The 26,863-nt window shown below is 70.5% G+C and carries 29 protein-coding genes; 20 read left to right on the plus strand and 9 right to left on the minus strand.

Annotated elements, in window-relative coordinates; all coding sequences use genetic code 11:
• The 3 genes from ACLL81_RS12315 to ACLL81_RS12325 form a co-directional block, all read left to right on the plus strand.
• Positions 1–2,220 (plus strand): vitamin B12 dependent-methionine synthase activation domain-containing protein (locus tag ACLL81_RS12315; protein ID WP_411288641.1); only part of this gene is annotated, 2,220 nt, incomplete at its 5' end.
• A 157-nt stretch (positions 2,221–2,377) separates the two neighbouring features.
• On the plus strand, positions 2,378–2,569 hold the full coding sequence (locus ACLL81_RS12320; RefSeq protein ID WP_411288642.1) for a hypothetical protein: 192 nt from the start codon (positions 2,378–2,380) through the stop codon (positions 2,567–2,569).
• Positions 2,570–2,849: 280 nt separating this feature from the next.
• Positions 2,850–3,926, plus strand: a complete 1,077-nt coding sequence (locus tag ACLL81_RS12325) for a hypothetical protein (protein WP_411288643.1) — start codon at positions 2,850–2,852, stop codon at positions 3,924–3,926.
• Here ACLL81_RS12325 and ACLL81_RS12330 read toward each other — a convergent pair.
• Positions 3,923–4,105 carry a DUF3606 domain-containing protein gene (locus tag ACLL81_RS12330; RefSeq protein ID WP_411288644.1) on the minus strand — a complete coding sequence of 61 codons (183 nt, stop codon included), beginning with the start codon at positions 4,103–4,105 and terminating at the stop codon, positions 3,923–3,925. The genes ACLL81_RS12325 and ACLL81_RS12330 overlap by 4 nt on opposite strands.
• A gap of 23 nt (positions 4,106–4,128) precedes the next feature.
• On the minus strand, positions 4,129–4,962 hold the full coding sequence (locus ACLL81_RS12335) for a hypothetical protein (RefSeq protein WP_411288645.1): 834 nt from the start codon (positions 4,960–4,962) through the stop codon (positions 4,129–4,131).
• A 132-nt stretch (positions 4,963–5,094) separates the two neighbouring features.
• Between ACLL81_RS12335 and ACLL81_RS12340 the strand changes: the two genes are divergently transcribed.
• From ACLL81_RS12340 to ACLL81_RS12370, 7 genes are all read left to right on the plus strand, one after another.
• Positions 5,095–5,523, plus strand: coding sequence for a hypothetical protein (locus tag ACLL81_RS12340; RefSeq protein WP_411288646.1), 429 nt, complete (start codon positions 5,095–5,097; stop codon positions 5,521–5,523).
• A 10-nt stretch (positions 5,524–5,533) separates the two neighbouring features.
• Positions 5,534–5,704 carry a hypothetical protein gene (locus ACLL81_RS12345; protein WP_411288647.1) on the plus strand — a complete coding sequence of 57 codons (171 nt, stop codon included), beginning with the start codon at positions 5,534–5,536 and terminating at the stop codon, positions 5,702–5,704.
• Positions 5,705–5,781: 77 nt separating this feature from the next.
• Positions 5,782–9,111, plus strand: a complete 3,330-nt coding sequence (locus tag ACLL81_RS12350; protein WP_411288648.1) for an amidohydrolase family protein — start codon at positions 5,782–5,784, stop codon at positions 9,109–9,111.
• A 73-nt stretch (positions 9,112–9,184) separates the two neighbouring features.
• Positions 9,185–10,123, plus strand: a complete 939-nt coding sequence (locus ACLL81_RS12355) for a cyclase family protein (protein WP_411288649.1) — start codon at positions 9,185–9,187, stop codon at positions 10,121–10,123.
• Positions 10,124–10,134: 11 nt separating this feature from the next.
• Positions 10,135–10,428, plus strand: a complete 294-nt coding sequence (locus ACLL81_RS12360; protein WP_411288650.1) for a hypothetical protein — start codon at positions 10,135–10,137, stop codon at positions 10,426–10,428.
• An 83-nt stretch (positions 10,429–10,511) separates the two neighbouring features.
• A complete protein-coding gene (locus tag ACLL81_RS12365) occupies positions 10,512–12,317 on the plus strand; it encodes a transglycosylase domain-containing protein (protein ID WP_411288651.1) in 1,806 nt (601 codons plus the stop codon).
• A 40-nt stretch (positions 12,318–12,357) separates the two neighbouring features.
• Positions 12,358–13,113: a class I SAM-dependent methyltransferase gene (locus ACLL81_RS12370; RefSeq protein WP_411288652.1), complete on the plus strand. Its 756-nt coding sequence runs from the start codon at positions 12,358–12,360 to the stop codon at positions 13,111–13,113.
• A 103-nt stretch (positions 13,114–13,216) separates the two neighbouring features.
• Here the strand turns inward: ACLL81_RS12370 and ACLL81_RS12375 are convergent, their stop codons facing one another.
• The 3 genes from ACLL81_RS12375 to ACLL81_RS12385 all read right to left on the minus strand — a co-directional run bounded on the left by ACLL81_RS12375 (position 13,217) and on the right by ACLL81_RS12385 (position 17,037).
• A complete protein-coding gene (locus ACLL81_RS12375) occupies positions 13,217–14,005 on the minus strand; it encodes a CPBP family intramembrane glutamic endopeptidase (protein ID WP_411288653.1) in 789 nt (262 codons plus the stop codon).
• A 30-nt stretch (positions 14,006–14,035) separates the two neighbouring features.
• Complete coding sequence (locus tag ACLL81_RS12380) at positions 14,036–15,517, minus strand: carboxylesterase/lipase family protein (RefSeq protein WP_411288654.1); 1,482 nt, start codon at positions 15,515–15,517, stop codon at positions 14,036–14,038.
• 83 nt (positions 15,518–15,600) lie between these two features.
• Entirely contained in the window at positions 15,601–17,037 is a 1,437-nt protein-coding gene (locus tag ACLL81_RS12385) for an alpha/beta hydrolase (RefSeq protein WP_411288655.1), read from the minus strand.
• A gap of 98 nt (positions 17,038–17,135) precedes the next feature.
• On the opposite strand from ACLL81_RS12385, the gene ACLL81_RS12390 reads away from it, so the two are divergent.
• The 3 genes from ACLL81_RS12390 to ACLL81_RS12400 all read left to right on the plus strand — a co-directional run bounded on the left by ACLL81_RS12390 (position 17,136) and on the right by ACLL81_RS12400 (position 18,271).
• Positions 17,136–17,375, plus strand: coding sequence for a DUF3297 family protein (locus ACLL81_RS12390; RefSeq protein WP_411288656.1), 240 nt, complete (start codon positions 17,136–17,138; stop codon positions 17,373–17,375).
• 105 nt (positions 17,376–17,480) lie between these two features.
• Positions 17,481–17,690 (plus strand): hypothetical protein, encoded by a 210-nt coding sequence (locus ACLL81_RS12395; RefSeq protein ID WP_411288657.1) that lies wholly within the window; start codon positions 17,481–17,483, stop codon positions 17,688–17,690.
• Positions 17,691–17,953: 263 nt separating this feature from the next.
• Positions 17,954–18,271 carry a UrcA family protein gene (locus ACLL81_RS12400; RefSeq protein WP_411288658.1) on the plus strand — a complete coding sequence of 106 codons (318 nt, stop codon included), beginning with the start codon at positions 17,954–17,956 and terminating at the stop codon, positions 18,269–18,271.
• 70 nt (positions 18,272–18,341) lie between these two features.
• Here the strand turns inward: ACLL81_RS12400 and ACLL81_RS12405 are convergent, their stop codons facing one another.
• Positions 18,342–19,040 carry a pirin family protein gene (locus tag ACLL81_RS12405; protein ID WP_411288659.1) on the minus strand — a complete coding sequence of 233 codons (699 nt, stop codon included), beginning with the start codon at positions 19,038–19,040 and terminating at the stop codon, positions 18,342–18,344.
• Positions 19,041–19,328: 288 nt separating this feature from the next.
• Between ACLL81_RS12405 and ACLL81_RS12410 the strand changes: the two genes are divergently transcribed.
• Both ACLL81_RS12410 and ACLL81_RS12415 read left to right on the plus strand, forming a co-directional pair.
• The gene (locus tag ACLL81_RS12410) at positions 19,329–19,505 is read left to right on the plus strand and encodes a hypothetical protein (RefSeq protein ID WP_411288660.1); all 177 of its coding nucleotides are present in this window, start codon (positions 19,329–19,331) and stop codon (positions 19,503–19,505) included.
• A 215-nt stretch (positions 19,506–19,720) separates the two neighbouring features.
• Positions 19,721–19,936, plus strand: a complete 216-nt coding sequence (locus tag ACLL81_RS12415; RefSeq protein WP_411288661.1) for a hypothetical protein — start codon at positions 19,721–19,723, stop codon at positions 19,934–19,936.
• Here the strand turns inward: ACLL81_RS12415 and ACLL81_RS12420 are convergent.
• Complete coding sequence (locus ACLL81_RS12420; protein ID WP_411288662.1) at positions 19,933–20,217, minus strand: hypothetical protein; 285 nt, start codon at positions 20,215–20,217, stop codon at positions 19,933–19,935. The genes ACLL81_RS12415 and ACLL81_RS12420 overlap by 4 nt on opposite strands.
• 209 nt (positions 20,218–20,426) lie before the next feature.
• Between ACLL81_RS12420 and ACLL81_RS12425 the strand changes: the two genes are divergently transcribed.
• From ACLL81_RS12425 to ACLL81_RS12445, 5 genes are all read left to right on the plus strand, one after another.
• Complete coding sequence (locus ACLL81_RS12425) at positions 20,427–21,116, plus strand: Crp/Fnr family transcriptional regulator (protein ID WP_411288663.1); 690 nt, start codon at positions 20,427–20,429, stop codon at positions 21,114–21,116.
• A gap of 82 nt (positions 21,117–21,198) precedes the next feature.
• Positions 21,199–22,470, plus strand: coding sequence for a dicarboxylate/amino acid:cation symporter (locus ACLL81_RS12430; protein ID WP_411288664.1), 1,272 nt, complete (start codon positions 21,199–21,201; stop codon positions 22,468–22,470).
• Positions 22,471–22,494: 24 nt separating this feature from the next.
• Entirely contained in the window at positions 22,495–23,271 is a 777-nt protein-coding gene (locus tag ACLL81_RS12435; protein ID WP_411288665.1) for a thioesterase family protein, read from the plus strand.
• Positions 23,272–23,317: 46 nt separating this feature from the next.
• Positions 23,318–24,727, plus strand: a complete 1,410-nt coding sequence (locus tag ACLL81_RS12440) for a PhoPQ-activated pathogenicity-related family protein (RefSeq protein ID WP_411288666.1) — start codon at positions 23,318–23,320, stop codon at positions 24,725–24,727.
• A gap of 69 nt (positions 24,728–24,796) precedes the next feature.
• Positions 24,797–25,960, plus strand: a complete 1,164-nt coding sequence (locus ACLL81_RS12445) for a pyridoxal phosphate-dependent aminotransferase (RefSeq protein ID WP_411288667.1) — start codon at positions 24,797–24,799, stop codon at positions 25,958–25,960.
• Here the strand turns inward: ACLL81_RS12445 and ACLL81_RS12450 are convergent.
• Both ACLL81_RS12450 and ACLL81_RS12455 read right to left on the minus strand, forming a co-directional pair.
• Positions 25,957–26,532, minus strand: coding sequence for a hypothetical protein (locus ACLL81_RS12450; protein WP_411288668.1), 576 nt, complete (start codon positions 26,530–26,532; stop codon positions 25,957–25,959). The two genes, ACLL81_RS12445 and ACLL81_RS12450, sit on opposite strands and share 4 nt — an antisense overlap.
• A gap of 16 nt (positions 26,533–26,548) precedes the next feature.
• A partial coding sequence (locus ACLL81_RS12455; RefSeq protein ID WP_411288669.1) for a hydantoinase B/oxoprolinase family protein occupies positions 26,549–26,863 on the minus strand: 315 nt, incomplete at its 5' end.

The following is a 26,863-nucleotide window of genomic DNA, read 5'->3' on the forward strand; positions in this document are numbered from 1 at the left end:
AAAGTCCGCATCTGCACGCGCGCCTACAACCTCCTCACGCAGAAGCTCGGCTTCCCGCCCGAGGACATCATTTTCGACCCCAACATCTTTGCGGTCGCGACCGGGATCGACGAGCACAAACGCTATGCGCTCGACTTCATCGAAGCGTGCCGCGAAATCCGCGCGCGCTGCCCCGGGGTGCATATCTCGGGCGGGCTGTCGAATTTGAGCTTCTCGTTCCGCGGCAACGAGCCGGTGCGGCGCGCCATCCACTCGGTTTTCCTGTTCCACGCTATCGCGGCGGGCATGGACATGGGCATCGTCAACGCCGGTGACCTGCCGGTCTATGACGACATCGCCCCGGAACTGCGCGAGGCGGTGGAGGACGTGATCCTCAACCGGGCGCAGCGGGACCCCAAGCTCACCAACACGGAACGGCTGGTGGAGCTAGCGCCCAAGTACAAGGGCGGCAAGAGCGAGGCCAAGGGGCCGGACCTGGCCTGGCGCGAGGCTGCGGTGGCCAAGCGGCTGGCCCACGCCCTGGTGCACGGCATCACCGAATTCATCGAGGCCGACACCGAGGAGGCCAGGGCGGCCGCGGTGCGTCCGCTGCACGTGATCGAAGGCCCGTTGATGGACGGGATGAACGTGGTCGGCGACCTGTTCGGCGCGGGCAAGATGTTTCTGCCGCAGGTGGTCAAGTCGGCCCGGGTGATGAAGCAGGCGGTGGCCTACCTGATGCCGTTCATGGAGGCCGAGAAGGCCGGCAAGCCCCGCGAGCAGGCGGGCCGCATCCTGATGGCCACCGTCAAGGGCGACGTCCACGACATCGGCAAGAACATCGTTGGCGTGGTCCTGCAGTGCAACAATTACGAGGTCATCGACCTGGGGGTGATGGTCTCCGCCGACCGCATCCTGGACGAGGCCAAGGCCCAGAACGTGGACATCGTCGGCCTCTCGGGCCTGATCACCCCGTCCCTGGACGAGATGGCCTATGTGGCCGCGGAGATGGAGCGCCGTGGCTTCACCATTCCGCTGCTGATCGGCGGCGCCACCACTTCCAAGACCCATACCGCCGTGAAGATCGCCCCGCAGTACAAGGGCGGCTCCACCACCTATGTGCTGGACGCCAGCCGGGCGGTCGGCGTGGTCTCGGGCCTGTTGTCGCCCACCGAGAAGGTGCGGCTGCAGGCGGAGACGGCGGCGGAGTACGCCAAGGTGCGCGAGCAGTTCGCCCGCAGCCAGGGGGCGCGCAACCGCACCAGCCTGGCCGCCGCCCGGGCCAACGGCTTCGCCCCCGACTGGGCGGCCTACGATCCGCCCAAGCCCGGCTTCCTGGGCACGCGCACCTTCGCGCCCTACGACCTGCCGGAGCTGACCCGGCACATCGACTGGTCGCCGTTCTTCGCCAGCTGGGAGCTGGTCGGCCGCTATCCGCAGATCCTGGACGACGACGTGGTCGGCGCGGCCGCCACCGACCTGTTCAAGGACGCCAAGACCATGCTGGCCCGCATCGTCCAGGAGGGGCTGCTCGAGGCTCGCGGCGTGGTCGGCTTCTGGCCGGCCAATTCCGACGGCGACGACATCATTCTTTATACGGACGAAACCCGGTCCACCGAGCTTGCCCGCCTGCACACCCTGCGCCAGCAGATGGCCAAGGGCGAGGGTGGTCGGGCCAATGTGGCGCTGGCCGACTTCGTGGCGCCGGTGGGGACCAAGCCCGACTGGGTGGGCGGCTTCGCGGTCACCGCTGGCCATGGCGAACGCGCGCTGGCCAAGAGCTTCAAGGACGCCGGCGACGACTATTCGGCGATCCTGGTGAGCGCGCTGGCCGACCGGCTGGCGGAGGCCTTCGCCGAGGCGCTGCACCGCAAGGTGCGCACCGAGCTCTGGGGCTATGCGCCGGACGAGACCTTCGACATCGACGCCCTTGTGGCCGAGACCTACCGGGGCGTCCGCCCGGCGCCGGGATATCCGGCCCAGCCCGACCACACCGAGAAGGCGACGCTGTTCAAGCTCCTGGGCGCTGAGGCGGCCACCGGCCTGGAGCTGACCGAGAGCTTCGCCATGACGCCAACGGCGGCGGTCTCGGGCCTCTATTTCGCGCACCCGGAGTCGCACTATTTCGGGGTGGGCCGGATCGACCGCGACCAGGTTGCCGACTATGCCAGGCGCAAGGGCTGGGACCTGAAGACCGCCGAGCGCTGGCTGGGGCCGATCCTGGCGTATGAGCCGGCGTAGGTTTGGCGGGTTCAGGTTAGCCACGATCCACACGAACCACACGAATGCACCGGTTGGGCGTGTGCGCGGAGAGCATCCCGAGCCAGTTCGTGTGGTTCGTGGTTCAAAGAGCCTGGGTCTTCGCGTTCTCGGGGAAGAGCGGACGTGGGAGATTTGCATGACGCGCTTGATTTGCGCCGCCCTGATCGCGGCATTCGCCAGCTCCGCCGCGCAGGCGCAGACGGTGGTGCTCGTGCGGCATGGGGAGAAGGCCGACCAGAGCGCCGACCCGGTGCTGTCGGCGGCCGGCGTTGAGCGCGCCGTGGCGCTGGCCCGCAGCCTCCCCGGGGCGACGTCGACGAGCTGCTGAGGCCCCTCGGCAGGTTGACGCGGGGGTACCCATTTTGGTTTTTCGGCAGTTCGCGTGATGTTCCGCCGCCTGCGAGCCGCCCCGCCTGCCCTTCGCGCGCCATCCGCGCCAGGAAGACGATCAGCCCGCGCCTGCTGCCCTGGCCCGCGCCCGTATGTTCATAGTTTGTTCCAAGACCTGCGGTCCGGCCAGGGACGACTTGACTCCTTCGTCCCGCGTGGGACCGTGACGCTTCGCCGAACGCCCCCAAGAGGAGGGGCGGCGGCTGGGAGGCAAGGCCATGCGGTGGGGCGTTTCGGTTCTGGGAATGGTGCTGGCGGCGGCGGTGGCCGGCCAGGTTCAGGCGCAACCGGCCAAGGCTTACGCCGCCCCAAGGACGGCCGATGGCAGGCCGGACCTGACCGGGGTGTGGTCCAACGCCTCGGTGACCAACCTGACCCGGCCGCCCGGCGTGCCGAAGCTGGCGGTGAGCCAGGCCGAGGCCGAGGCCCTGGTCAAGGCCAACCCGTTCATGCAGCTGATCGAGGCTGAGAACGGCCCGTCCGACGTGAACGACAAGCTGCTGGAGGATGGCAACAGCGACCGGGGCTACAACGCCTTCTGGATCGACCCCGGCAAGAGCCTGTCGTCGGTGAAGGGCGAGTTCCGCACCTCGTGGATCGTCGAGCCGGCCAATGGCCAGCTGCCCATGTCGGACGAGGGCCGCAAGCGGGCCCGCGACGCCCGGGCGGAACGGATGAAGGTGCTGTACGCGGGGCCCGAGGCCCTGCCGCTGCCGGAGCGCTGCCTGATCGGCTTCAGCGGCGCCGGCGGGCCGGGGATGCTCAACACCATCTACAACAACAACTATCAGATCGTGCAGACGCCGGGCGCGGTGATCATCGTGGTGGAGATGGTCCACGACGCCCGGGTGATCCCCATCGCCCGCGACCGGGCCTCTGCCCGGCATGGACCGGCGGCGATCGCGCCTTGGCTCGGCGACAGCGTCGGCTGGTGGGAGGGCGACACCCTGGTGGTGGAAACCGTCAATGTGAACCCGAAGCAGGCCAGCGCTGGCCCGGTCTATCTGAGCGAGAAGGGCCGCGTCACCGAGCGCTTCACCCGGGTGGCGGACCAGCAGATCTTCTATGAGTTCCAGGTGGAGGACCCGGTCTATTACACGCAGACCTGGAAGGCGGAGATGAGCCTCAACGGCCGCAGCGAGCAGGTCTATGAGTACGCCTGCCACGAGGGCAACTACGCCATGGCCGGCATCCTGGGCGGTGCGCGGTTGGAAGAATCCAAGGGGCTGACGCCCAGCCAGGGCCCCGGCATCTTCGGCACCCCGATCCCCAAGCGGGGCGGCGGGCAGGATTAGCGTTTCTTGCCGAGCTCGGCGGCGATGTCCTTGGTGAGGCGGCCGACCTTGCGGTGGGCTGCGGTGAGCTGGTCGCGGGTGACGCCCCAGCGCTTCATCCAGAACTCCATCGCCTTGCGCTCGGTAAGGTCCAGCCGCTCCTTGTCGATGAAGCCGCGCTTGTCCTTCAGTCCGGCCATGTCCGCCCCCGCTCCGTGGTGACCTAGTAGCCGTTATAGGGGCCCCGGCGATAGCCGCCGCGGGCCCAGTCCGGCAGGACTTCCCACACCCGGCGCATGTAGCGCTCGCCATAGTCGTCGCCCGCCCGCTGACGCTGCTCCTCATAGGCGGCGCGCTGCTGGGCGGCTTCGTCGGCGCGGCGGCGCTGGGCCTGGTAGGCGGCGTTCTGGCGCTCATTGTCCAAGGCGGCCTCGAGGCGTTCAGCGTCCAGGGCGACCCGCTGGCGTTCGGCCTCGGCGGTGGCGGCCTGGGCCTGGGCGGTCTGCAATTGCGCCTGGGCGATGGCCTGGGCGTGGGCTTGGGCCTCGGCGCGGGCCTTGGCTTCAGCGACGGCCGACTGGCGCGCGCGGGCCTGGCCGGCAGCCTGGGCGCCGCAGGTCTTCAGGTTGGGAATTTCCGCCTCGGCGCCGCTCAGGGAGCCGGCGACCGGCTCCTCCGCCAGCCAGGCGATCTGCAGCACAGCGCCCTTGCGCAGGGCCGCCTGGGTCAGGTCGCTGAGCACCAGCTCGCCCACGGTGGGGTCGGCGGTGCGCAGCATCAGGTTGGCGTAGGCCTTCTGGTTGATCCGGATCGACAGGAAGGCGCGCTCGGGGATGTCGTCCTTGGAGAACCGCAGCGCCACGCGGTCGCCGTCGGAGACCAGGGCCACGGGCATGATCGCGCCGGAGCGGCCGGTGAGCTCCAGCTCGATGCGGCAGGAGGCCTCCCCCGGGCTGATCAACCAGGCCAGCGGCGGGGCGGCCGGCGCGGGCGCGGCGGCGGCGGCTCCCGCCACGAGGACGGCCAGGGCGGCCATCGGACCAACGGTTCTCAGCACGACAGCTCCTCGCGGACACGCGGGCGAGAGGTTAGGCCCAGAAGCGTGGCAGTGGACAGAGGGCAGACGGTCGCGGGGGGCGGGGTCTCTTGGCGCCTCGCCAAGGCGAGGCATCCACGCTAGGGCAGGGCGATGGACCGCCCGCCCGCCTTGCGCCGCCTGATCGACCTGCCAGGGGTCGCGGACCTGGAGTACCGGGCGCTCTTGAAGCGCGAGTTCGCCGAGCCGCAGGCCCGCGCCGAACACCCGGAGATCGACGCCTGTTCGACAGCGATCTTTGGCCTGACCGCCGCCGAGGCGGAGGCTGTCGCCCGCCCGGCGGACTGGGACGGCGTTGAGGACAGGCCGATCGCGCAGCAGGTGGACGCCTTCGAGGCGGCCGGCTGGGACGTCACCGACGACAAGCGCCGGCCGCTCAGGGTGCTGGGCCACTTCAACCAGCAGCTCTGGCTGGCGATCCGCGGGGTGGCCGGCCAGCTGCCCTTCCTGCCGGACGACGACCGGCCCGACCCCTGGGGCGCCTCGCTGGCGGCCGAGGCCAAGAAATTCCGGCGACGCTAGGACCCCCGCGATGAAACCTCCCCCCAAGCGCTTCGCGGACCTGAAGCCCGCCCCCAAGCCCACCGGGGTCTATGCGCCGCCGACGCCCATGGTCTCGCGGCAGAAGCGGGCGAAGGTGCTGACCGCGGCCGAGCGCGCCGCATTCCTGGCCTCACGGCCGGACCTGAAGCCCAAGACCTGAGGCCCAAGGCCTGAGCCGGGCTGCGCCGGATTTCCCCGCGGGGTCCGGTTTGCTAGGGGTGGGTCCAGAGGGACCCCATGAAGCTTAAGCTCGCCACCATCGCCGCCGTGTCGTTGGGCCTGACCCAGGCCCAGGCGCAGACCCCGTCCCCGCAGCCGCCGGTGGAAAAGACCCAGGCGCCCGAGGACCAGGCGGTGAAGCCGCAGGAGGCCTCGTCCCGGCCGCCGGCGGCAACCGCGGCCGTGGCCACGGCCACCGCGCCCGCGGCGCCCGGCAAGCCGCCCAAGTGGGACGTCAACGCGCCCGCCGGCGCGGTGGTGCGCCAGACCCCGATCAATGTCGACGAAGGCACGTGGATGGACCTGGACGTCAGCCCGGACGGGCGGACGCTGGCCTTCGCGCTGCTGGGCGACATCTACGTCATGCCCATCGCCGGCGGGACGCCGCGCCGGGTGGCCGAGGGGCTGGCCTGGGAGGTGCAGCCGCGCTTCTCGCCGGACGGGCGCAGGATAGCCTTCACCTCGGACCGCGGCGGCGGCGACAATATCTGGATCATGAACGCCGACGGGGCGGACAAGCGCCAGGTGACCAAGGAGGACTTCCGCCTCCTCAACCAGCCTACCTGGAGCGCCGATGGCCGGTTCATCGCGGCCAAGAAGCACTTCACCACCGGGCGTTCCCTGGGGACCGGGGAGATCTGGCTCTATCACGTGTCCGGCGGCGGCGGCGTGGTGCTGGTCAAGAAGCCCAACGAGCAGCACCAGAAGGAGCTGGGCGAGCCGGTGTTCGCCCAGGACGGCAGGAGCGTCTTCTACACGCGCAACATCACGCCTGGCCCGATCTTCGAATACGCCCAGGACTCGAACACCGACCTGTTCAACATCGAGCGCTACGACCTGGACACCGGCGAGGTGACCACGGTGGCCTCCGGAGCCGGCGGATCGGTGCGCCCGACGCCCTCTCCGGATGGGACCAAGATCGCCTTCGTGCGCCGCGAGCGGACGCTGTCGAAGCTCTATGTTAAGGACCTGGCCTCCGGCGTGGAGCGCAAGGTCTATGACGCCCTCGACCAGGACGTGCAGGAGACCTGGGCGGTCACCGGCCTCTACCCCAACATGGACTGGACGCCAGACAGCAGGAGCATCGTCTTCTGGGCCGGCGGCAAGATCCGCCGGGTGGACGCCGACGGCTCAGGCGCGGCGGTGATCGCCTTTCGGGTGAACGACACCCGCGGCCTGATCGACGCGCCGCATCCGCAGGTGGTGGTCTCCCCGGACCGCTTCACCACCAAGATGGCGCGGTTCGCGGCGGTGTCGCCGGACGGCCGCCAGGTGGTGTTCGAGAGCCTGGGCAAGCTCTACCTTAAGGCCATGGCCGGCGGCGCGGCGCGGCGGCTGACCCGCGGCGACGAGGGCTTCGAGCTGCACCCCGCCTGGTCGCGGGACGGGCGGACGCTGGCCTTCGTGGGCTGGACCGACGCCGGACTTGGGCGCATCCGCACGGTGGCGGCGGGAGGCGGCGCGCCCCGCGACGTGACCCGCCAGCCCGGCCACTATGCGCGCCCGGCGTTCTCGCCCGATGGCAAGACGATCGTCTTCGAGAAGGGTTCGGGCGGCGCGCTCACCTCGCGCAGATGGTCAGAGAACCCGGGGGTCTATCGGGTGGCGACCGCCGGCGGGACGCCTGAGCGGGTGGCCCGCGACATGGCCTCGCCGCAGTTCGGCGCGGCCAACGACCGGCTGTTCATGATCGCCTCGGAGAAGGGCAAGCAACTGCTGGTCAGCACCGACCTGAACGGCGAGGCCAAGCGCACCCACGCCACCGGCGAACTGGTCACCGACTACGTGGTCTCGCCGGACGGGGCGTATTTCGCGTTCCGCCAGAACTACGAGGCCCTGGTCATGCCGCTGCTGCCCGGCGGCCAGGAGGTGGCGGTGGACCTGAAGGGCGGGCCGCTGCCGGTCACCAAGGTGAGCAGCGGCGGGGCGGACTGGATCCACTGGTCGCAGAACGGCGGGCAGCTCCACTGGAGCCTCGGCCCAACGGTCTATAGCGCCGCCAGCAATGCGTTCTTCCCGCAGGCCCCGGCGCCGGAGAATGCGCCGAAGTTCCAGCCGCCGACGACGGGCGTCCCGCTGGGCATGGAGGTGGCCGCGGACCGGCCTTCGGGGGTGGTGGCGCTCACCGGCGCGCGGATCGTCACCATGGCGGCCGCGGACGGCGGGATCATCGACGACGGGGTGATCGTGGTGCGCGACAACCGCATCGCCGCGGTGGGTCGCCGGGGCGAGGTGACCATTCCGGCGGGCGCACGCACCGTCGACGTGGCGGGCAAGACCATCATCCCGGGGCTGGTGGACGCCCACGCCCACGGCCCGCAGGGGGTGGACGAACTGGCGCCGCAGCAGAACTGGTCGCTGCTGGTCAACCTGGCGCTGGGCACGACCACCATCCACGACCCGTCGAACCGGGCCGCGGAGATCTTCACCGCCGCGGAGATGCAGCGCGCGGGGATAATCGTCGGCCCCAGGATCTTCTCCACCGGGGAAATCGTCTATGGCGCCAAGGCGGCCCGCAACTACGCGCAGATCGACAGCCTGGACGACGCCCTGGCCCACGTGCGGCGGCTGAAGGCCCAGGGGGCCGGCAGCGTCAAGAATTACAACCAGCCCCGGCGCGAGCAGCGCCAGCAGGTGGTGGAGGCGGCCCGGCGCGAGGGCATGCAGGTGGTGGCCGAGGGCGGCTCGCTGTTCGGCATGGACATGACCATCGTCGCCGACGGCAACTCCACGCTGGAGCACAACGTGCCTGTGGGGGTGTTCTACGAGGACGTGCTGAGCTTCTTCGCGGCCAGCAAGACCGCCTACACGCCCACCCTGGTGGTCAGTTTCGGCGGGCCGGCGGGGGACCCCTACTGGCGCCAGGCCACCGACGTGTTCGCCCAGCCGATCCTGGCGCGGCACACCCCGCCCACCCAGCTGATCGCCGCCAGCGCGCGGCGGGTGAAGGCGCCGGAGGGCGACTATGTGGACGACGACAACGCCCGGGAAGCCAAGAAGCTGGCCGATCGCGGGGTGCTGGTGTCCATCGGCGCCCACGGCCAGCAGGCGGGCATCGGGCCGCATTGGGAGCTGTGGTCGTTCGTGCGCGGCGGCATGACCGCCATGCAGGCGTTGCGGGCCGGCACCATCGTCCCGGCCCAGTCCCTGGGCATGAGCCGCGACATCGGCTCGCTGGAAGTGGGCAAGCTGGCCGACCTGGTGGTGCTGGACGCCGACCCGACCACCGACATCCGCAACAGCGAGAAGGTTCACCGGGTGATGCTGGGCGGCCGGATGTACGACCCCATGACCATGAACGAGGTGGTCACCGGAACCCGGGTGCGGGCGCCCTACTGGTGGGAGTGAGGCCGGTGAGCGGCGTTAGGTGCAATCGGGCCGCTGTGAGAGGCTGGCCGCAACAACAGGGGGAGACCAAGCGATGAGGATGCTCTTGATCGCGGCCGCGGCCGTGCTGGCGGCGGGGAGCGCGGCGGCGCAGCAGGCGGAGGCCTGGTATCCCTCCAAGTACGGCGCGGCCGACACCCTGGGCGCGGTGAACAACCTCTCGCAGGCCGGCGTGAAGCGGGCCGTGGGGCTGGTGAAGCAGGGCAAGGTCTATGCGCTGGGCATTCCCACCGGCCCGCAGAGCGCGGCGTTCGGAGAGCGGCGCTACACCGCCGAAATCTCGCCGGCGCCCGGCGTCGTGGTCGCCCCGGTAGGCGCCAGCCTGGTGACCGCCCACGATGAGAAGGTCACCACCAGCATGGGGATCGGCACCCAGATGGACGGGCTGGGGCACCTGGGCATCAACCACCGCTATTACAACGGCCTGACCAGCGCGGAGATGAACGTCGCCGGCGGGTTCAAGACGCTGGAGATGTCCAACATCCCGCCGATCGTCACCCGCGGCGTGCTGATCAACATGGCGCGCCATTTCGGCAAGCCGATGCTGGCCGCCGGCGAGGCCTTCAACAGGCCCGAGATCGAAGCCGCGATGAAGGCCCAGAAGGTGACCATCGGGCGCGGCGACGTGGTGCTGTTCCACACCGGCTGGATGGCGATGATGAGCAAGGACAAGGCGGCCTATTCCACCACCGAGCCGGGCCTGGGCGAAGGCGGCGCGCGGTGGCTGGCGAGCCTGGGAGTGGTGGCCATCGGCGCCGACACCATCGCGCTGGAGCCCCTGCCGTTCGTGCAGCCCGACCGGCCGTTCGTGGTCCACCAGACCCTGCTGGCCAAGCACGGCGTGCACATCCTGGAGAACATCAACACCGCCCCGCTGGCCGCGGACGGGGTGAGCGAGTTCCTGTTCGTCCTGGGCCAGCCGCGGTTCGTCGGCACCGTGCAACTGGTGGTGAACCCGATCGCGATACGCTAGGCGAGCAACCCATGGGCGGCGATCCGCAAGGCGTCTTTGTATTGCGGGTCGAGGCCGTGGCGGGGCCGGACAATTCCGAGCCGGACGGGCGGCGCCATGCGATCCTGGTGTTCGCGCTAGCGGCGACGCCCGAGGCCGCGGAGGCGGTGGCGCGGGCCGGGCTCGATCAACGCGGCTGGATCGACACCCGGGTGCTGTCGAGCGGCGAGATAACCGACGAGGATGCGGTTCCGCAGGACCTGCGCGGCGCGATGGCGCGGGCCAAGGCCAGCGGCTGCGCGCTGATCGTCTATGAGGCGCCCTGAGGCCGCCGCATTACCGCGAATTATCTAGGCAGGGGGACCGGGTCGCGACAGAACGCCGGTGACCGCCGCAAGGAGTTCGCCTGGTGATCGCCGCCCTCGCCGCCGCCGGAGCCTTGCTGGCGCCTGCATCCTCCATGCAGCTTCCGCCTCTGCCGCCGATCCGCCGCGATCCGCAGGTGACCTATGTGGACCGCCAGGGTGCGGTGCTGGGGGTGCGCGGCGGCCGCTACGCCCCGCCGGTGGACCTTGCCAAACTGCCAGCCCATGTGCCCGCCGCCTTCGTGGCCATCGAGGACCGCCGCTTCTACGAGCACACCGGCTTCGATCCGGTGGGCATCGCCCGCGCCATCATGGTCGGCGTCGGCGAGGGCCGGGCGACGCAAGGGGCGTCGACGATCACCCAGCAACTGGCCCGCAACCTCTATCTGACCTCCGACCGCACGGTGGAGCGCAAGGCCCGCGAGGTGCTGCTGGCCGTGCAGCTGGAGCAGACCTATTCCAAGCGGCAGATCCTGTCGCTGTATCTGAGCCGGGTCTATTTCGGCTCTGGCGCCTATGGGCTCGAGGCGGCCGCGCAGCGCTATTTCAACAAGCCCGCGGCGCGGCTGAGCGTGATGGAGGCGGCGACGCTGGCCGGGGTGCTGAAGGCGCCCACCGAGTACAATCCCGCCCTGCAGCCGGAGCGCGCCGCCGCCCGCGCCCGGCTGGTGCTCAACGCCATGGTGGAGACCGGCGCGATCAGCCCATCCGAGCGGGCCAAGGCCCTGGCCAAGCCGGTGAACGCCCGGCGCAGCGCCACCACCGCGCCGGCGCAGTACTTCGTCGACTGGCTGGACGGCCAGACCCGCACCCTGGTGGGGACGCCGAAGCAGGATCTGATCGTCGAGACCACTCTGGACCTGGGGCTGGAGACCGCGGCGGCGGACGCGGCGCGGACCACGGTGGACCGGCACAGGGCGCAGGGCGCGCGGCAGGCGGCGCTGGTGGCGGTGGACGGGCAGGGCCGGGTGCGCGCCATGGTGGGCGGGGTGGACTATGGGCTGAGCCCCTACAACCGCGCGGCCGATGCGCGGCGCCAGGCTGGATCGGCCTGGAAGCCGTTCGTCTATCTGGCGGCGCTGGAGGCGGGCCGCACCCCCGACATGATGGTGGTGGATGAACCGCTGACCATCGGACGCTGGTCGCCGCGCAACTATTCGGAGGAGTATCTGGGCGAGATCACCCTGGAGCGGGCGCTGGCGCAGTCGGTGAACACGGTGGCAGCCCGGCTGGCCGACGAGGTCGGGCGCGGCCAGGTGGCCGGCGCGGCCAGGCGGATGGGGATCACCTCGCCGATCAATGTGGAGCCGGCCATGGCGCTGGGCACCACGCTGGTCTCGCCGCTGGAGATGGCCCAGGCCTATGCGGGGTTCGCCAACGGCGGCCAGCGGGTGGCGGCCTATGGGGTGGAGCGTATCCGCACCAGCGGCGGGGCCGTGGTCTACCAGCGCAAGCCTGCGCCCCTGGCCCAGGCGGCGGCAAACCCGCCGCTCAGCGACCTCAACCGGATGCTGCGCGCGGCGATGGTCTCGGGGACCGGCGCGCGGGCGGCGATCCCCGGCTACGACCTGGCCGGCAAGACCGGCACTACCTCGGACTACAAGGACGCCTGGTTCGCGGGCTACACCGGCGGCTTCGCCACGGTGGTCTGGATGGGCCGCGACGACGCCCAGCCCATGGGCCCGATCACCGGGGGCGGGGCGCCGGCGGAGATGTGGCGGGCGTTCATGGTCACCGCCCTGAAGCGCATCCCGGCGCGGGCCATTCCGCCGGGGCCGCCGGCCCCGCCGCCCGCCGTGGCGGTAGAGGCGCCGGCCCCGACGCCGGTGGCTGCGGCGCCCGTCGGCTAGTGTTAAGCTTCATCAACAACCGCTCGAGGGGAGATGCGACATGGCTCGCAATCTGATGGTTTCCGTGGTTTCGGCGCTGGCGTTCGCGGTGGTCGGCGCAGCCGTCGCCCAGCCGGTCCCGGCCAACATCACCGCCGCCCTGGCGGACCCGGCCCGGCCCGCGGCCGACACCGCCCGGGACGCGGCGCGCAAGCCCGGCGAGCTCATCGCCTACGCCGGCGTGAAGCCCGGGGACAAGGTGGCCGACTTCATCATCGGCGGCGGCTACTTCACCCGCATCCTGGCCGCGGCGGTGGGGCCGAACGGCCGGGTCTATGCCTACCAGCCCGACGAGTTCATCAAGTTCCAGGCGAGCTACGCGACCAACCTGAAGACGGTGGCGGCGGCCTACAAGAACGTCACGCCCCTGGACGCCAGCCTGCAGGCCCTGGACCTGCCCGACGGCCTGGATCTGGTGTTCACCGTGCAGAACTACCACGACCTGCACCTGAAGCCTTTCCCCGCCACTACGGCGACCACGGTCAATGCGGAGATCTACAAGTCGCTGAAGCCCGGCGGGGTGTTCCTGGTGGTCGACCACGTGGCCAAGGCGGGCTCCGGCCTGGCCGCCGCGGACAGCCTGCACCGCATAGACCCGGCCCTGCTGCGCCAGGAAGTGGAGGCCGCGGGGTTCAGGTTCGAGGGCGAGAGCCAGCTCCTCGACCTGCCGTCCGACCCGCTCACCGCCAACGTCTTCGACCCGGCGATCCGCGGCAAGACCGACCAGTTCGTGATGAAGTTCAGGAAGCCGGCCTAGACCCTTTCCGGTTCAAGTGGAATCACTTGAGCCGGATAAAAAGGGTCTATCTTCGAAAGTTTGGAGCGTGACGGACGCCGAAACCGGTGTCCACTTTCGGCTGTCACGCTCTAACCGACAGCCGGCGCCGGCGCATCCCCAGGGCTGCGGCGGCGGCGAGCGCCATCAGCACCAGGCCGTCGGCGCTGGGCGAGACGATCCAGCCGGCGGCGCCGGTGAGCACGGCGCCCGAGGCGAACACCGCGCCGGCGGAGACGTTGAAGGCGCCGTGCAGGGCCGCGGCCACCCAGACCGAGCGGGTGGCCAGGAACACCTCGGTGAACAGCAGCTGCAGGGCTACCACCCCCACCGCCAGGCGGACCAACAGGGTGGCGGGCGCCTCGTCGGTGTAGAGCGTCAGCCGGTCGATGAACGGCAGGTGCCAGGTGAACCAGACGGCGGCGGCGAGCGCGATGGTCGCCCAATAGCCGGCGCGGGAGAGCAGCGCCGGCAGCAGGTATCCGCGCCAGCCGACCTCCTCCAGGGTGCTGGCCACCAGGGCCGAGACGGAGAGGGTGACGAAGACGGCGGGGGCAAGCGCGGGGCCTTGTGGAAACCCCAGGCCGCCGGTGGCGAGGCCCAGCCCGGTGACCGCCGCAACCACCACCACCGCGCCCACGACCGCCAGGGCGGCGGCGCGCAGCACCGCGGGGTCGAGACGGAACACGCGCCCGCCGCGCCTGGCGGGGTCCAGGCGGCTCCAGGCCAGGCCCGCGAGCGCCGGGACGAGGATCCAGGCGAGCTGGCCCAGGGGCTGGTCGGCGGGCAGGCCCACGGCGTTCTCAACCGATCGGGCGGCGAAGGCCACGGCCAGGACCAGGACGGCGAAGCTGAGCGGCCAGGCGAGCGGCATGAGGTGTCTCCGGCCACGGCGCGGCGGCGCCTACTTGTTCAGGCTTTGCTCCACCCAGTCGAGGCGCTGGGCGAGATGGCGGTCGCGGACCTTGGCGCCGTCCACCCCGAACTCGATGGAGGGCTCGCGGGGCTGGGCGTAGCGGGGCCAGGCGACCCCGCCGGCCGCGCCCGGATCGCCGGACCTGGCGAAAGCCGCCCAGTAGGCGTTGACCGATCGGGAGATGGCCGCGTCCTCAGGCGCGAACTTCTGCAGCGGCCCGCCGAACACATAGCGGATCTCGTCGGTGTGCCGCGCGCCCAGGGCCGTGGCGCGCTTGTCGGCGGGCACATAGGAGAAATAGTACAGCCAGGTGGGCTGGCCGGCCCGGGCGTGGATGCGGGCCAGGTTGCGGTCGGGCTCGGTGATGTACTGGGCGGTGGCCAGGTCGTTGATGATCTGGATCTTGTTGCCGGCGCCGGTGGGATCGTAGGCGGCCATCAAGGCGTCGCGGCCCTCGGTGATCGCGTCGAGCTGGGCGGGCTGGGGCCTAAACAGGCTGGCCTCGTTGGAGTTGCCGCCGATGACCAGCGGGATGCGCGCCTGGCGCCCGGCGGCGAAGCCCTCGGCGATGGGCCGGGCGATCAGCTTGCCGTCGAGGATGGGCCCGGGCCGACCGGGGCCGGTGATCGGGCCGGTGACGGGCATGGCGGAGAGCGGCAGCCTGCGCAACGCCGCGGCGGCCTGCGGACCCTCGCCCTCGACCCCGGCGGAGGCGGCGACTTTCAGGCCGCCGGCCTCGGCGACCTTCAGCGGGGTTGGCTGGTGGCGGGCGAAGCCGGACTCCGAGATCGCCTTGTGGAACAGCCCCTTCGCTTCGGGGGAGAGCATCAGGTAGAGCACCGAGATGCCGCCGGCGGACTCGCCGAAGATGGTCACGTTCCCGGGGTCGCCGCCGAACGCAGAGATGTTGTCGCGCACCCACTGCAGGGCGGCGATCTGGTCCATCATCCCGTAGTTGCCGGCGGGGCCTTCCCGGGTCAGCGCCGGGTGGGCGAACCAGCCAGCGCGGCCCAGGCGGTAGTTGAGAGTGACGGTGACCACGCCCTTCTTCGCGAACTCGGCCCCGTCATGCTCGGCGCCGAAGCCGCGCTCGGAGGAGCCCAGGACGTAGGCGCCGCCGTGGATCCAGACCATCACCGGCAGCCTGGCGCCCGGCTTGGCGTCCGTGGGGCGGGTGACGTTGAGGTAGAGGCAGTCCTCCACCTTGGTGCAGTCATTGCCGGCCTTGGCGCCATCGCGCACGCCGCTCCAGGCGGCGGCCCTGGCGGGGGGGCGCCAGCGCAGGGCGTCCACCGGCGGGGCGGCGAAGGGGATTCCCAGGAAGCGGGTGACCCCGGCCTCGCTGACCCCGCGCACCTCGCCCTGGCGGACCTTGGTCACCGGGCCAGCGGCGGTCTGGCTGAAGGCCGGCGCGGAGACCGTGAAGGCGGCGAGCGCGGCCGCGGCGATCAAGGCGCGTTTCGAGAGCATGGAATTCCCCAAAGGACAGCCCGGTCTGGCGCCGGAGCTTGGCCCATGGTCCACGCGACGGTCGCGCCTGTAAAGGCGCAGGGCTACCCGTCCTCAAGATCGAACACGAAGCGGTCGTGCTCGGGGCTGAGGCAGGCGCGGTCCACCGGGGCGGCGGGGTTGGCCAGGAAGGCGCGGACCATGCGGCGCGCGCAGGCGCTGCGGCCGGAGACTCCGTGGGTGGTGTTGGGGATGACCACGAACTGCCCCCGGGAGAACCGCTTCGCCGCGGCCTCGGCGATGTGCGGCGGGCAGCCGGGGTCGATCTCGGCGGCCAGGAACAGGGCCGGGATCGAGCTGGTCACCGGGCGCTGCTCGAGGGGATCGGCGGGGCCCACGGGATAGGCGCGGCAGACGTCGAAGTAGCGCTGCATGGAGGCCACCAGCAGGCCCGCGATCGGGTCGCCCGCGGCGCCGGCCGCCACCGCCGCGCGGTCCTCGAAGGGAAACTCCTCCTTGCACAGATGGGTCAGGTGCTGGGCCTCCGCGTAGCCGCTGCGCTCGGCGATGCTGGCGTCCAGCAGGCTCATGTCGCCGCGGATGATCTTGGCCAGGTCGCGGGGCAGGGCGCGGGCGCCCTCGGCGCTGTAGGCGGCCTCCATGAGGAAGCCGCCCAGGTCGTCGGCGGCGTAGGTCCGGCCGGCCTTGACGAAGGGTTTGGCGAGCCAGCCGCGGGCCAGGGCGGCAAAGTCAGCTTCAAGGGTCGGGTGCTTCGCCCGGCAGGCGGCGTCGGCCTGGCACTTGGCGAGGATCAGGCGCACGGCGTCGGCGACCATCTTCGGGCCGCCGTCGGCCCACTTGGCTTCGGGCGACCAGGGGCTGTCCATGACCACGGCGCGGACGCCCTCGACGGCGTGGGTGAGGATGGCGAACTCGATGCGCACCCCATAGGAGCCGCCCACGAGGTCGAAGGCGCCGATCCCCAGGGCGCGGCGCAGGTCGGCCACGTCGCGGGCCACCTCGGCGGCGTTGTAGCGGGAGAGGTCCACGCCGGCGGCCACATGGCGCTGGGCGCAGGCCACGAGGCTGTCGGCGGCGGCCTGGGACAGGGGACCGGCGTCGGTGAGGTCCACCCGGCCGCAGTCCAGCGAAGGCGCGGACACCCCGGCGCCCCGCTGGTCGAAGTAGATCCAGTCCTGGTCGATGGCGATCATCTCGCGGGCCGCGGGGCTGCGCAGCGTCCGAGGCAGGCCGGAGAGGACGCCGCCGCCCGGTCCGCCGTGCAGGTAGATCACCGGCGGCAGGCCGGCCTTGGGCGCCAGGGCGCGGACGATGGCCACCGGCAGGGCGACGCGGCGGGCGCCCGCCTGGCCGCGGCTCTCGTCGACGGCGAGCACGCCACAATCGACCTTGTGGGCCACGCCGGTGAAATCGCCGGCGCAGGGGCCGGGGGTGAACACCGACGGCGCAGCCTGGGCCTGGGCGGCGAAGCCCAGGACGGCGGCGGCGGCGAGGCCGGCCGCAACGAACGCTTGCAACATATTGGGTCCCCGGTAGAGAGCGCGACAGCATGCCGATTCCGCGGGGGCCCGCCAGCGGCGGCTTGAAGAATGCGGCCGGCCATGCGAGGTCGCGGCGCATGAGCGACACCCCTCCCGACCGGCTCTCGACCAATCCGTCCAGCCCCTACTACGACGCCGATATCCTGGCGCGGAACGTGGGCGTGCGGTTCAAGGGCCAGGACAAGACCAACGTCGACGAGTACTGCGTCAGCGAAGGCTGGGTGCGCCTGAGCGTTGGCGCCACCAAGGACCGGCACGGCAATCCGCTGACCGTCAAGCTGTCCGGCCCCGTCGAGCCCTACTACCGCAACACCTGAGGCCGGGCGTCCGCCGCGGCGACAGGCCGCAGCGGGTGCGACGCGAAAACGCCACGCTTTCTCAACCCCGCGATGGGAGAACATCGGTCGGGCTGGGGGATTCGCATGTTCGACCTGACCATTGTCGCCGTGGGCGGCCTATGGCTCCTGGAAGACGACCGGGAGGGCAAGCTGGGCGCCTACGCCAGCCGGGCCGAGGCCCTGGCCGCGGCCGGGGACTTCGCCCGCGTGGACGACGAACCCCGCATCGTCCTGGTCCAGGACCAGTCCGGCGAGTGGGACGAGACGGTGGTGGAGCCGACGGCCTACCACTGAGGCGGCCCATCTTGACCTTGATCGCCTGAATTTCTGAGATAGCAGCGGGATGGTGGCTGCGGCGCTCGGGCCGCCGTCAGTCCTGCGCCGCGTGCAAAGCGCCACCTCCATTACCAACCGTTCAGGTATTAACTCGTCGTAATATTGTGAATTCTAGGTCATTACACCGTATTCACGGGACTTCAGCCTAGTCCGCAAGTATTCACTCCCTCACCGGCGGACGTGATCCCGCCTCAAGCATTCGAAACTCACGAGGGACTGACATGACCAATTTCGCTTCCCGCATCGCCGGCGCCGCCACCCTGGCCCTCGCCGTCCTGCCGCTCGCCGCGATCGCCACGGCCTCGCAAGCCGCCCCGGCCCGCGTGGTGATCGGCGACCTGAACCTGACCACGGAAGAAGGCCTCACCACCTTCAACCGGCGGGCCCGCCTGGCGGCCACGGACTACTGCAGCGGCATTCATGGCCTGACCGCCCGCGCATCCTGCCGCAGCGGCGTCCGCGTCGAACTCCAGGAAAAGATGGTCACGATCCGTCAGGCGCGCCTGGCCGACCAGACCAAGACCCTCGCCGCCCGCTAACTCTCCCAATCAGTGTGGGCGTGCGTCGGGCCCGCGACCTCCAGCCGAGGTCGCGGGCCCTCTCTTTCGGCTAGGCCGCGTCGACCAGGACGATCTCGGCGTCCTCCAGGGCGGTGATCTTGAGGGTGTCCTCGTCGTGGATGGCTGCCCCGTCGCGGGCCTCAAGCCGCACGCCATTGACCTCGACCGAGCCCGAGGCGGGCACCAGATAGCCGTGGCGTCCGGCGCCGATGGGATACTCCGCGGTCTCGCCGGCCCGGATCGTGGCGCCCACCACCCGCGCGTCGGTGCGGATCGGCAGGGCGTCGGCGTCACCGTCGATCCCGCTGGCCAGCGTCACGAACCTGCCGGCGCGGTCGTCCTTGGGAAACGGCCTGGCGCCCCAGGAAGGCTCGCCGCCGCGCCGGTCGGGCTCAATCCAGATCTGGAACAGCGTCGTGGTGTCGGACTCCATGTTGTACTCGGCGTGGCGGATGCCGGAGCCCGCGCTCATCACCTGCACGTCGCCGGCCTCGGTGCGGCCCTGGTTGCCCAGGCTGTCCTGGTGGGTGATCGCGCCGGTGCGGACATAGGTGATGATCTCCATGTCGGCGTGCGGGTGCGGCGCGAAGCCGGAGCGCGGGGCGATCTCGTCGTCGTTCCACACCCGGATCGAACCCCAGCCCATGTTCTTGGGATCGTAATAGCCGGCGAAGGAAAAGTGGTGACGGGCCTTCAGCCAGCCGTGGTCGGCGCCGCCGAGGCTCGCGAACGCTCTGCGCTCGATCATGACGCGGGTCCCTCAAAGGTCTGCGCCGCCGCGCGGCGCCTTGCCCCGCTAAGATAGGACGCTGCGGCGCAGGGCAAACCCGCCTGGGCGCACAAGATTGCTTCCGATCCGCAGATAATGTCGAACCCGCGCCCTTCATTTCCCGTCCAGCCAAGCTTGGCCATAGCGGTCTGAGGGATGAATGGAGGCTGAGCGTGCGACAAGCGGGCGCACCTGGGAGGACCCACTCGCACTTGTTGCATTAACCACATCCAGTTTAACGCAGAGGTTGTAGCGAATGGGGTAAGCATGAAGTTTGAAGTGGTCGAGAACGCCGGAGAGTGGATCGTCCAGCACGAGGGCGAGGAACTCGGCCGTTTCCTCGAGCAGGATCTGGCGCTGAGCCATGTCGCCGACCGGTTGCGGGAGGCCGATGTCAGCAACGCCGGCGCCTCGCTGTCGGTCCGCTACCAGGCACGTCGATAAGCAGTTTATGTAGACTAGTCGACATTACTGGTAACCCCGCAGCGGGTCCTTCCGACTTACAACCGTCCCCAAGTCATCGGAAAGGCGCGAAAAAGCCAAGGCTGACGCGGTCTTTACTGAATTCTTCAGATTCTCTTTGGCGGCCGCCGCAATCCGGCGCATGTTTAAGGTGGCGGTTGACGATCGGGTCGATGGCCACGCCTGAGAGACCAGCGATGCCCTTCTTCTGCTACGTTCACCGCACGGGCGGCGGTGTGCCCCACTTCGAGGTGCTGCCGGACATGCCGCGCGCCGCCGCCATACAGCGCGCCGCCGATCTGCTGGCCCAGCGACCGGACGGCGAGCGCGCCGAACTGTGGGAAGGCGAGGAGCTGGTGTTCACCCTGGCGCAGGGCCAGGACGCGGACCTGCAGGTCGCCCAGGCGAGCTAGACGCGCATTTCGAAGTAAGCCGTGCCGCTGCCGGCCGTGTGGCCGAGCATGACGATGCGGAACGTGGTCGCGTTCTCCAGCTTCAGGGCGCATTCGCCCTCGCGGAACGCCTCTTCGGCGGTTTCCGGCGTGGCTGTGAATGAGCCGCGCAGCCGCAGGGGGCCGAGCCTAAGGGTCGCCGGGTCGCCAAGGATCTCATACTCCACGGGGATGGCGGCGCTGCGGTAGGACAGCTCGCCGGTTCCGGGGAAGGCGGGCAGTTTCTTGCGGGCGTGAGCCATCCGGTCTCCTCGTCACTGTGGAGACATGGGAACGGCTGAGGCGAAGGTTCGATCCCTCGCCTCCGCACGAAAATCCGGCCCAGCCGTTTTGGACCGGGTCGCGCTCATCACTCAAACCGCTATGGACTCACTCCTTCAACAAGGGGAACGTGACGCGGGTTCCGCCAACGGGGGTTGGCGAACTCGTCCCAACAGTTAGCCGGGTGCGCATGGATCTGAACAACCGCTTCCTTGATGATCTGTCGGCCGAGGATTTGCGGCGGCTGCGGCCGCACCTGCACACCGTCGAACTCGCCCGCGGCCAGGTGCTGGACGAGCCGGAGACCCGGGTCTCCGGCGTCTATCTGCCGGTCAACTGCATCATCTCGGTGATCACGGTGATGAACAACGGGGCCCAGGTGGAGACCCGCACCATCGGCTGCGAAGGCGGCTACGGCCTGTTGCACGCGCTGGGCTCGCCGGTGGCCTATGAGCGCATGGAAGTGCAGCTGGAAGGCCGCGCCTGGCGCCTTGCGCTGGCCGCCCTGGCCGCCGCCGCCGCCGACAGCCGCAGCCTGACCGACGCCATCGTGCGCGACGGCCAGGCGACCATCCTGCAGGCGACGCAATCGGTGGCCTGCAATGTGCTGCATTCGGCCGAACAGCGCCTCTGCCGCTGGATGCTGCTCACCCACGACCGGGTCCGCGATGACGTCCTGCCGCTGACCCAGGAACAGCTGGCGACCAAGCTGGGGGTGCAGCGCACTACAGTGACGGCGGTGGCCTCGCAACTGCAGGCCCGGGGACTGATCTCCTATTCCCGCGGCAAGATCCGGGTGCTGGACCGACCGGCGATCGAGCGCTGCGCCTGCGAATGCTACGCGGCGATCCAGCGCGGCGTGGCGATGATCGTGGACTAGGCGAGACGCGCGCATCGCCCCCGGCTTGCGGCCACGCCCGAATGCGGGCCTCATCGGTCTGTGCAGTGAGAGGCCGCAGCGCTTGACCATTTTGCGATCGCTGAGCGTGCGGGTGCTATTGGCGCTGATCGCGGGTCTGGCCCTGGGCGCGGCGGCTCAGACCTACGGCGGCGAGGGCGCGCGCCGGCTGATCGCGGGCGTCGAGGCGGTGGGCGGCCTGTGGCTGAATGCGCTGCGGATGACCGTCGTCCCGCTGGTGTTCGCCGTGCTGGTGACCGGCATCGCCTCGGTGGCCGACGCGGCCGCGACCGGCAAGCTGGCGGCCCGGGCGACGATCTGGTTTGCGGCCCTGCTGGTGGTGGGCTGCGGCTTTACCCTGGCCTTCAACCACGGGTTCTATGCGGTGTGGCCGGTGAGCGAGGCGGGCGCGGCCGCCCTGCGGGCCGGCGCCCAGGCGCCGGACGCCACGGCCATGGCCAGCGCCACACTGGGTGACTGGATCCGCAGCCTGGCGCCGGCCAATCCGCTGAAGGCCGCGGCGGAGGACGCCATCCTGCCGCTGGTGGTGTTCGCCACCTTCTTCGGCTTCGCCATCACGCGGCTGCCGCAGGCCCGCGCGTTGCAGCTCACGGAGTTCTTCCGGGCGGTGGGCGACGCCATGATCCAGATCGTGCGCTGGGTGCTGTGGGCCGCGCCGCTGGGGGTGTTCGCCCTGGGCCTGGGCGTGGGCCTGCGGGCCGGGTTCGGGGCGGCCGGGGTGCTGGCGCAGTACATTGTCGCGGTGGTGGCCTCCAACCTGGGGATCACGGTGCTGGCCTTCGTCCTGGCGGTGGTGGTCGGACGGGTCCCGCTGATCCGCTGGACACGGGCGGTGTCGCCGGTGCTGGTGGCGGCCTTCGCCACCCAGTCGTCGCTGGCCTGCCTGCCGGCGATGATCGAGCGGACCCGCGACGAGCTGGGCATCAGCCCGCGGGTCACCGACCTGGTGCTGCCTCTGGCGGTGGCGGTGTTCAGGCTGACCAGCCCGGTGGCCAACCTGGCGGCGGCGATCTTCGTGGCCCAGATCTACGGCCTGGCGCCCTCGGCCGTGCAGTACGCGGGGGCGGTGTTCGTGGCCCTGGCGGTCAGCGTCGGCTCCGTGGGCCTGCCGGGGCAGGTGTCGTTCTTCGCCAGTGTGGCGCCCATCTGCCTGGCATTGGGCCTGCCGCTGGAGCTGCTGCCGATCCTGCTGGCGGTTGAGGTGGCGCCCGACATCTTCCGCACCGTGGGTAATGTGGCCGGCGACATGTCGGTGACCACCATCCTGGGGCGCAACCGGTCCGAAGCCACCGATGCGGCGCCTCGCGCAGCCTGAGGGAATCCGGCAAGGTCCGGCCGCATGAGCAACGAACCTTTTTTCCGCATCCAGGGGACGCATTACGTCCCCACCCCCGCCAGCCGCGGCCCGTGGGACCCGAATTCCCTGCATGGGCGGGTGATCGTCGGCCTGCTGGGCCACGAGATCGAGCGCCTGCATGGCGCCCCGGAGTTCATGCCCGCGCGCCTGACCGTGGACATGTACCGCCTGCCGGACCTGTCTGCGGTGGAGGTGACCACCCGGGTGGTGCGAGAAGGCCGGCGGATCAAGGTGATCGACGCGGAGTTCATCTCCGGCGGGGTGAGCGCCGGGCGCGCCACCTGCCAGCTCCTCAAGCGCACGCAGAATCCGCAGGGCACGGTCTGGAAGCCGGAGCCGTGGAGTGCGCCGGCGCCGGCCGACATCGACCCGCCGGAAGACAAGCGCTCCGGCATGGGCGGGATGTGGGCCATGCGGCCGATCTCCGGCGGCTTCGGCGTGGTGGGGCAGAAGCGCACCTGGATGGCCGAGGTGCGCGAGCTGGTGGAGGGCCGCCCGCTGACCCCGTTCGTCCGCGTGGCGGTGGCGGCGGACTTCGCCAGCCCTTTCGCTCACGCCGGCGACAAGGGGCTGGAGTTCATCAACTCCGACGTGACGGTCTATCTGCACCGGGAGCCGCGCACGCAGTGGCTGGGCTTCGAGGTGATCAGCCATGGAGCCACCGACGGCGTCGCGGTGGGCGACTGCCGGCTCTACGACGAAGACGGGCCGATCGGCTCGGCCAGTTGCGCGGCGCTGGCGCAACGGCGTCTGCAGTAGCAGAGTGTCGCCCAAGGACCCGCCACAGGGTCCAAGGGAGGTGTCGATGAAATTCTTCAGGCTGTTGGGTGCGGCGTTGGCCGCCGTGGTGCTGGCCGGTGCGCCGGTGGCGGCGCAGCCGCGCAATCCGCTGGAGGCCTATGTGGCCCGGCCGGACCCGACCTTCGCCTGGAAGGTGGTGGGGCCGATTTCCGGGCCCGGCTACCACGGGGCGGTGCTGGAGATGACCTCGCAGACCTGGCTGAGTCCCAAGGAAGTCGATCGCTCGGTGTGGAAGCACTTCGTGACCGTGGTGGTCCCCGACAAGGTGGCCCACGACAAGGCGCTGTTGTTCATCGGCGGCGGCGACAATGAGGACCCGGCGCCCACCAAGCCCGCCGACCGCTCCGCCAAGATCGCCGTGGAGACGAGCTCCGTGGTGGTGGAGCTGGGCCAGGTGCCGAACCAGCCGCTGCGCTTCACCGAGACCCCCGACAAGGCGCGCTTCGAAGACGACATCATCGCCTATCAGCAGGCGAAGTACGCCAAGAGCGGAGACCCGAACCAGATCCTGCGCCTGGCCATGGTCAAGAGCGGGACCGCGGCCATGACCGCCGTCCAGCAATACATGGCCAGCGAGGCCGGCGGGCGGGTGAAGCTGAACGGCTTTGTGGTGGCCGGGGGCTCCAAGCGGGGCTGGACCACCTGGCTGGTGGGGGCGCTGGACAAGCGCGTGGTGGCGATCATGCCGATCGTCATCGACGTGCTGAACGCCGACGCGGTGACCCGCCACCACTGGCAGGCGCTGGGCTATTTCTCGCCGGCGCTGGAGGACTATGTGAACCACGGGATCATCCCGGGGATGATGGGCACGCCGGCGCTGAAAGCGCTGCGCGATTTCGAGGACCCCTATTCGTACCTCGGCCGGGCGTCGCTGCGGATGCCCAAGTACATCATCAACGCCTCCGGCGATGAGTTCTTCCTGCCGGACAATTCGCAGTTCTACTGGGACGCGGTGCGCGAGGAAAAGCGCCTGCGCTATCTGCCCAATTCCAAGCACAACACGTCGGGCACCGACATCGCGGAGAGCATGATCGCCTGGTACGGCTCGGTGCTGAACGGCACGCCCCGGCCGCGCTATTCCTGGACCCGCCGTGGCGACCAGATCGTGGTGCGCGCGGCCCAACGGCCGCGGGAGGTGCTGCTGTGGCAGGCCACCAACCCCAAGGCCCGGGACTTCCGCGTCGACACCATCGGCAAGGCCTATACCAGCACGCGGCTGCTGCCGCGCCGGGACGGGACCTATGTGGCCAACCTCGTGAAGCCCGCCAGCGGCTTTACCGCTTCGTTCGTGGAGCTGAGCTTCGACAGCGGCGGCAACTATCCGTTCAAGTTCACCACCGAGGTGGTGGTGACCCCCAACACCCTGCCCTACGACTGGAAGGACGCCCGGCCGATCACCAAGCCCGCCGACTAGGCTGAACCTGAGACCGGATCGCGCCAGGCGGCTGTTTCGCCGCAGGCCCGCCTGCACTAGGGAAGGGCGATGTTCGCACCGCTCGCCCGACCCGAGGTCCAGGCGCTCCGCGTCTCGCAGATCCGCGAGGTGGCCAATTCGGCGCTGGGCCGCAGCGATGTGCTGGCGTTCTGGTTCGGCGAGTCCGACCAGCCGACGCCGGCGTTCATCCGCGATGCAGCGGCCGAGGCGCTGGGCGAGGGGCGGACCTTCTACACCCACAACCTGGGCCGGGCAGACCTGCGCGACCAGCTCAGCGCCTACCTCAGCGGCCTGCACGGGCGCGACATCCCGGTGTCGCGGGTAGCGGTCACCAACTCCGGGGTCAGCGCCCTGATGCTGGCCGCCCAGGCGGTGGTCAGCCCCGGCGACCGGGTGGTGGTGGTGACCCCGGTGTGGCCCAATGTGGCGGAGATACCGCGCATCCTGTCGGCGACGCTGGCGACGGTCTCGCTGCAGCCGGACCAGGGCCGCTGGCGGCTGGACCTCGACCGGCTGTTCAACGCCCTGACCCCGGACACCCGGGCGCTGTTCCTCAATTCCCCGAACAATCCCACCGGCTGGACCCTGCCGGCGGAAGACCGCGCCGCGGTGCTGGCCCGCTGTCGGGACCTGGGGATCTGGCTGGTGGCCGACGACGTCTATGAGCGGCTGAACTTCGGGCCAGAGGCCTCGGCGCCGTCGTTCCTGCCCCTGGGCGACGACGGCGACCGGCTGATCAGCGTCAACAGCTTCTCCAAGGCCTGGCGGATGACCGGCTGGCGGCTGGGTTGGATGGTCGCCCCGCCGGCGCTGATGGACAGCCTCGGCGTGTTGCTGGAGTACAACACCTCCTGCGCCCCGGACTTCATCCAGGCCGCGGCGGTGGTGGCGCTGCGGGACGGTGAACCGCACATGGCCGGCCTGCGGGCGGAGCTGGCCGCGGCCAAGGACCAGGTGCTGGGGGCGTTGCGCCAAATGCCCGGGGTCGAGGCGCCGGAACCGGACGGCGGCATGTACGCCTTCTTCCGGATCGATGGGTGTGCGGACTCCATGGCGCTGGCCCGCACCCTGATCGCCGAGGCTGGCCTGGGCCTGGCGCCCGGCGGCGCGTTCGGCGAGGAAGGCGAGGGCTGGCTGCGCTGGTGCTTCGCCGCCCGGCCGGAGAAGAACGCCGCAGGCCTGGACCGCCTGCGGGGATTTTTGAGCCGCTAGGGGTTAGTCGGGGCCGCCGGGGCGGGTTCCGGCTCGGCATTCACCTGGAAGGTCGCGCCCATCAGGGTGGCGCGCTCCTGCAGGGCTACGGCGACGGTCTCGCAGCGGTCGGGCAGAGCCCAGCTCATCCACTCCTGCGCCAACCGCGCCTTGGTGACCTGAGGGCCGGCGGTCCAGGTGGAGCGCCCCTTGCGCACCGCCTCAGCGCCCAGCGCATTGATCGGCTTGAGGCTGGCGCGTTCGGCGGCGAGCATGGCGCGCTGGAAGATCTTCAGCTTGGCCTGACCGTCCGTCTGCATATCGGCATAGACCTTCAGGTCGTCGGAAAGCCTGGTCCCGGGCTTTCTGAAGGTGGTCTCGATGCGGGTGACCTCGGGCATCACCTGGTCGTGGAGCTCCAGGTAGGCGCGCAGCGTGCCGTAGCACCAGCCCACGAAGGGATAGTCGTCCCGCGGGGCGCCAACGGGGCGGCGGTCCTCGACGGGCGCGGCGACGGCGGGCGGAGTGGCCTGGGCGGCGGCCGGAGCCGGGTCCTGGGCGAGGAGGGAAAGGGCGATCAGAAGAGCGGACATCGGGCGAGCATGGTCCTCATTCGTGGCGATCAGACGGCGCCTGCGGACCGAACCCACCGCCCCCCGGGGTTTCGATCTCGACGGCGTCGCCGGCCTTGGCTTCGATCCGGAAGCAGCCGGGGAGTTCTGTAACCGCGCCGCCCGCTTCGATCAAACGTTGCCGTCCGGCGAGGCCCGGCCCGCCACCGGCCAGCCCCTGGGGCGCATGCTGGCGCCGCGAGGACAGCAGGGCCGCTTCCAGAGGGGCGAGGAAGCGGATGCGCCGCAGGACGCCGTCGCCGCCGGGCATGGCGCCGGCGCCGCCGGACCCGGTGCGGATGGCGAAGGCCTC

This window comes from Phenylobacterium sp., from assembly GCF_046590535.1.
Classification (GTDB): Bacteria; Pseudomonadota; Alphaproteobacteria; order Caulobacterales; family Caulobacteraceae; genus Phenylobacterium.

What these genes read in the sequence shown, in the direction of transcription:
- ACLL81_RS12320 (WP_411288642.1), top strand. Translation starts at nt 2,378, where the DNA reads ATGACGCGCTTGATTTGCGCCGCCCTGATCGCGGCATTCGCCAGCTCC.
- ACLL81_RS12325 (WP_411288643.1), top strand. Translation starts at nt 2,850, where the DNA reads ATGCGGTGGGGCGTTTCGGTTCTGGGAATGGTGCTGGCGGCGGCGGTG.
- ACLL81_RS12330 (WP_411288644.1), bottom strand. Translation starts at nt 4,105, where the DNA reads ATGGCCGGACTGAAGGACAAGCGCGGCTTCATCGACAAGGAGCGGCTG.
- ACLL81_RS12340 (WP_411288646.1), top strand. Translation starts at nt 5,095, where the DNA reads ATGGACCGCCCGCCCGCCTTGCGCCGCCTGATCGACCTGCCAGGGGTC.
- ACLL81_RS12345 (WP_411288647.1), top strand. Translation starts at nt 5,534, where the DNA reads ATGAAACCTCCCCCCAAGCGCTTCGCGGACCTGAAGCCCGCCCCCAAG.
- ACLL81_RS12350 (WP_411288648.1), top strand. Translation starts at nt 5,782, where the DNA reads ATGAAGCTTAAGCTCGCCACCATCGCCGCCGTGTCGTTGGGCCTGACC.
- ACLL81_RS12355 (WP_411288649.1), top strand. Translation starts at nt 9,185, where the DNA reads ATGAGGATGCTCTTGATCGCGGCCGCGGCCGTGCTGGCGGCGGGGAGC.
- ACLL81_RS12360 (WP_411288650.1), top strand. Translation starts at nt 10,135, where the DNA reads ATGGGCGGCGATCCGCAAGGCGTCTTTGTATTGCGGGTCGAGGCCGTG.
- ACLL81_RS12370 (WP_411288652.1), top strand. Translation starts at nt 12,358, where the DNA reads ATGGCTCGCAATCTGATGGTTTCCGTGGTTTCGGCGCTGGCGTTCGCG.
- ACLL81_RS12375 (WP_411288653.1), bottom strand. Translation starts at nt 14,005, where the DNA reads ATGCCGCTCGCCTGGCCGCTCAGCTTCGCCGTCCTGGTCCTGGCCGTG.
- ACLL81_RS12380 (WP_411288654.1), bottom strand. Translation starts at nt 15,517, where the DNA reads ATGCTCTCGAAACGCGCCTTGATCGCCGCGGCCGCGCTCGCCGCCTTC.
- ACLL81_RS12385 (WP_411288655.1), bottom strand. Translation starts at nt 17,037, where the DNA reads ATGTTGCAAGCGTTCGTTGCGGCCGGCCTCGCCGCCGCCGCCGTCCTG.
- ACLL81_RS12390 (WP_411288656.1), top strand. Translation starts at nt 17,136, where the DNA reads ATGAGCGACACCCCTCCCGACCGGCTCTCGACCAATCCGTCCAGCCCC.
- ACLL81_RS12395 (WP_411288657.1), top strand. Translation starts at nt 17,481, where the DNA reads ATGTTCGACCTGACCATTGTCGCCGTGGGCGGCCTATGGCTCCTGGAA.
- ACLL81_RS12400 (WP_411288658.1), top strand. Translation starts at nt 17,954, where the DNA reads ATGACCAATTTCGCTTCCCGCATCGCCGGCGCCGCCACCCTGGCCCTC.
- ACLL81_RS12405 (WP_411288659.1), bottom strand. Translation starts at nt 19,040, where the DNA reads ATGATCGAGCGCAGAGCGTTCGCGAGCCTCGGCGGCGCCGACCACGGC.
- ACLL81_RS12410 (WP_411288660.1), top strand. Translation starts at nt 19,329, where the DNA reads ATGAAGTTTGAAGTGGTCGAGAACGCCGGAGAGTGGATCGTCCAGCAC.
- ACLL81_RS12415 (WP_411288661.1), top strand. Translation starts at nt 19,721, where the DNA reads ATGCCCTTCTTCTGCTACGTTCACCGCACGGGCGGCGGTGTGCCCCAC.
- ACLL81_RS12420 (WP_411288662.1), bottom strand. Translation starts at nt 20,217, where the DNA reads ATGGCTCACGCCCGCAAGAAACTGCCCGCCTTCCCCGGAACCGGCGAG.
- ACLL81_RS12425 (WP_411288663.1), top strand. Translation starts at nt 20,427, where the DNA reads ATGGATCTGAACAACCGCTTCCTTGATGATCTGTCGGCCGAGGATTTG.
- ACLL81_RS12435 (WP_411288665.1), top strand. Translation starts at nt 22,495, where the DNA reads ATGAGCAACGAACCTTTTTTCCGCATCCAGGGGACGCATTACGTCCCC.
- ACLL81_RS12440 (WP_411288666.1), top strand. Translation starts at nt 23,318, where the DNA reads ATGAAATTCTTCAGGCTGTTGGGTGCGGCGTTGGCCGCCGTGGTGCTG.
- ACLL81_RS12445 (WP_411288667.1), top strand. Translation starts at nt 24,797, where the DNA reads ATGTTCGCACCGCTCGCCCGACCCGAGGTCCAGGCGCTCCGCGTCTCG.
- ACLL81_RS12450 (WP_411288668.1), bottom strand. Translation starts at nt 26,532, where the DNA reads ATGTCCGCTCTTCTGATCGCCCTTTCCCTCCTCGCCCAGGACCCGGCT.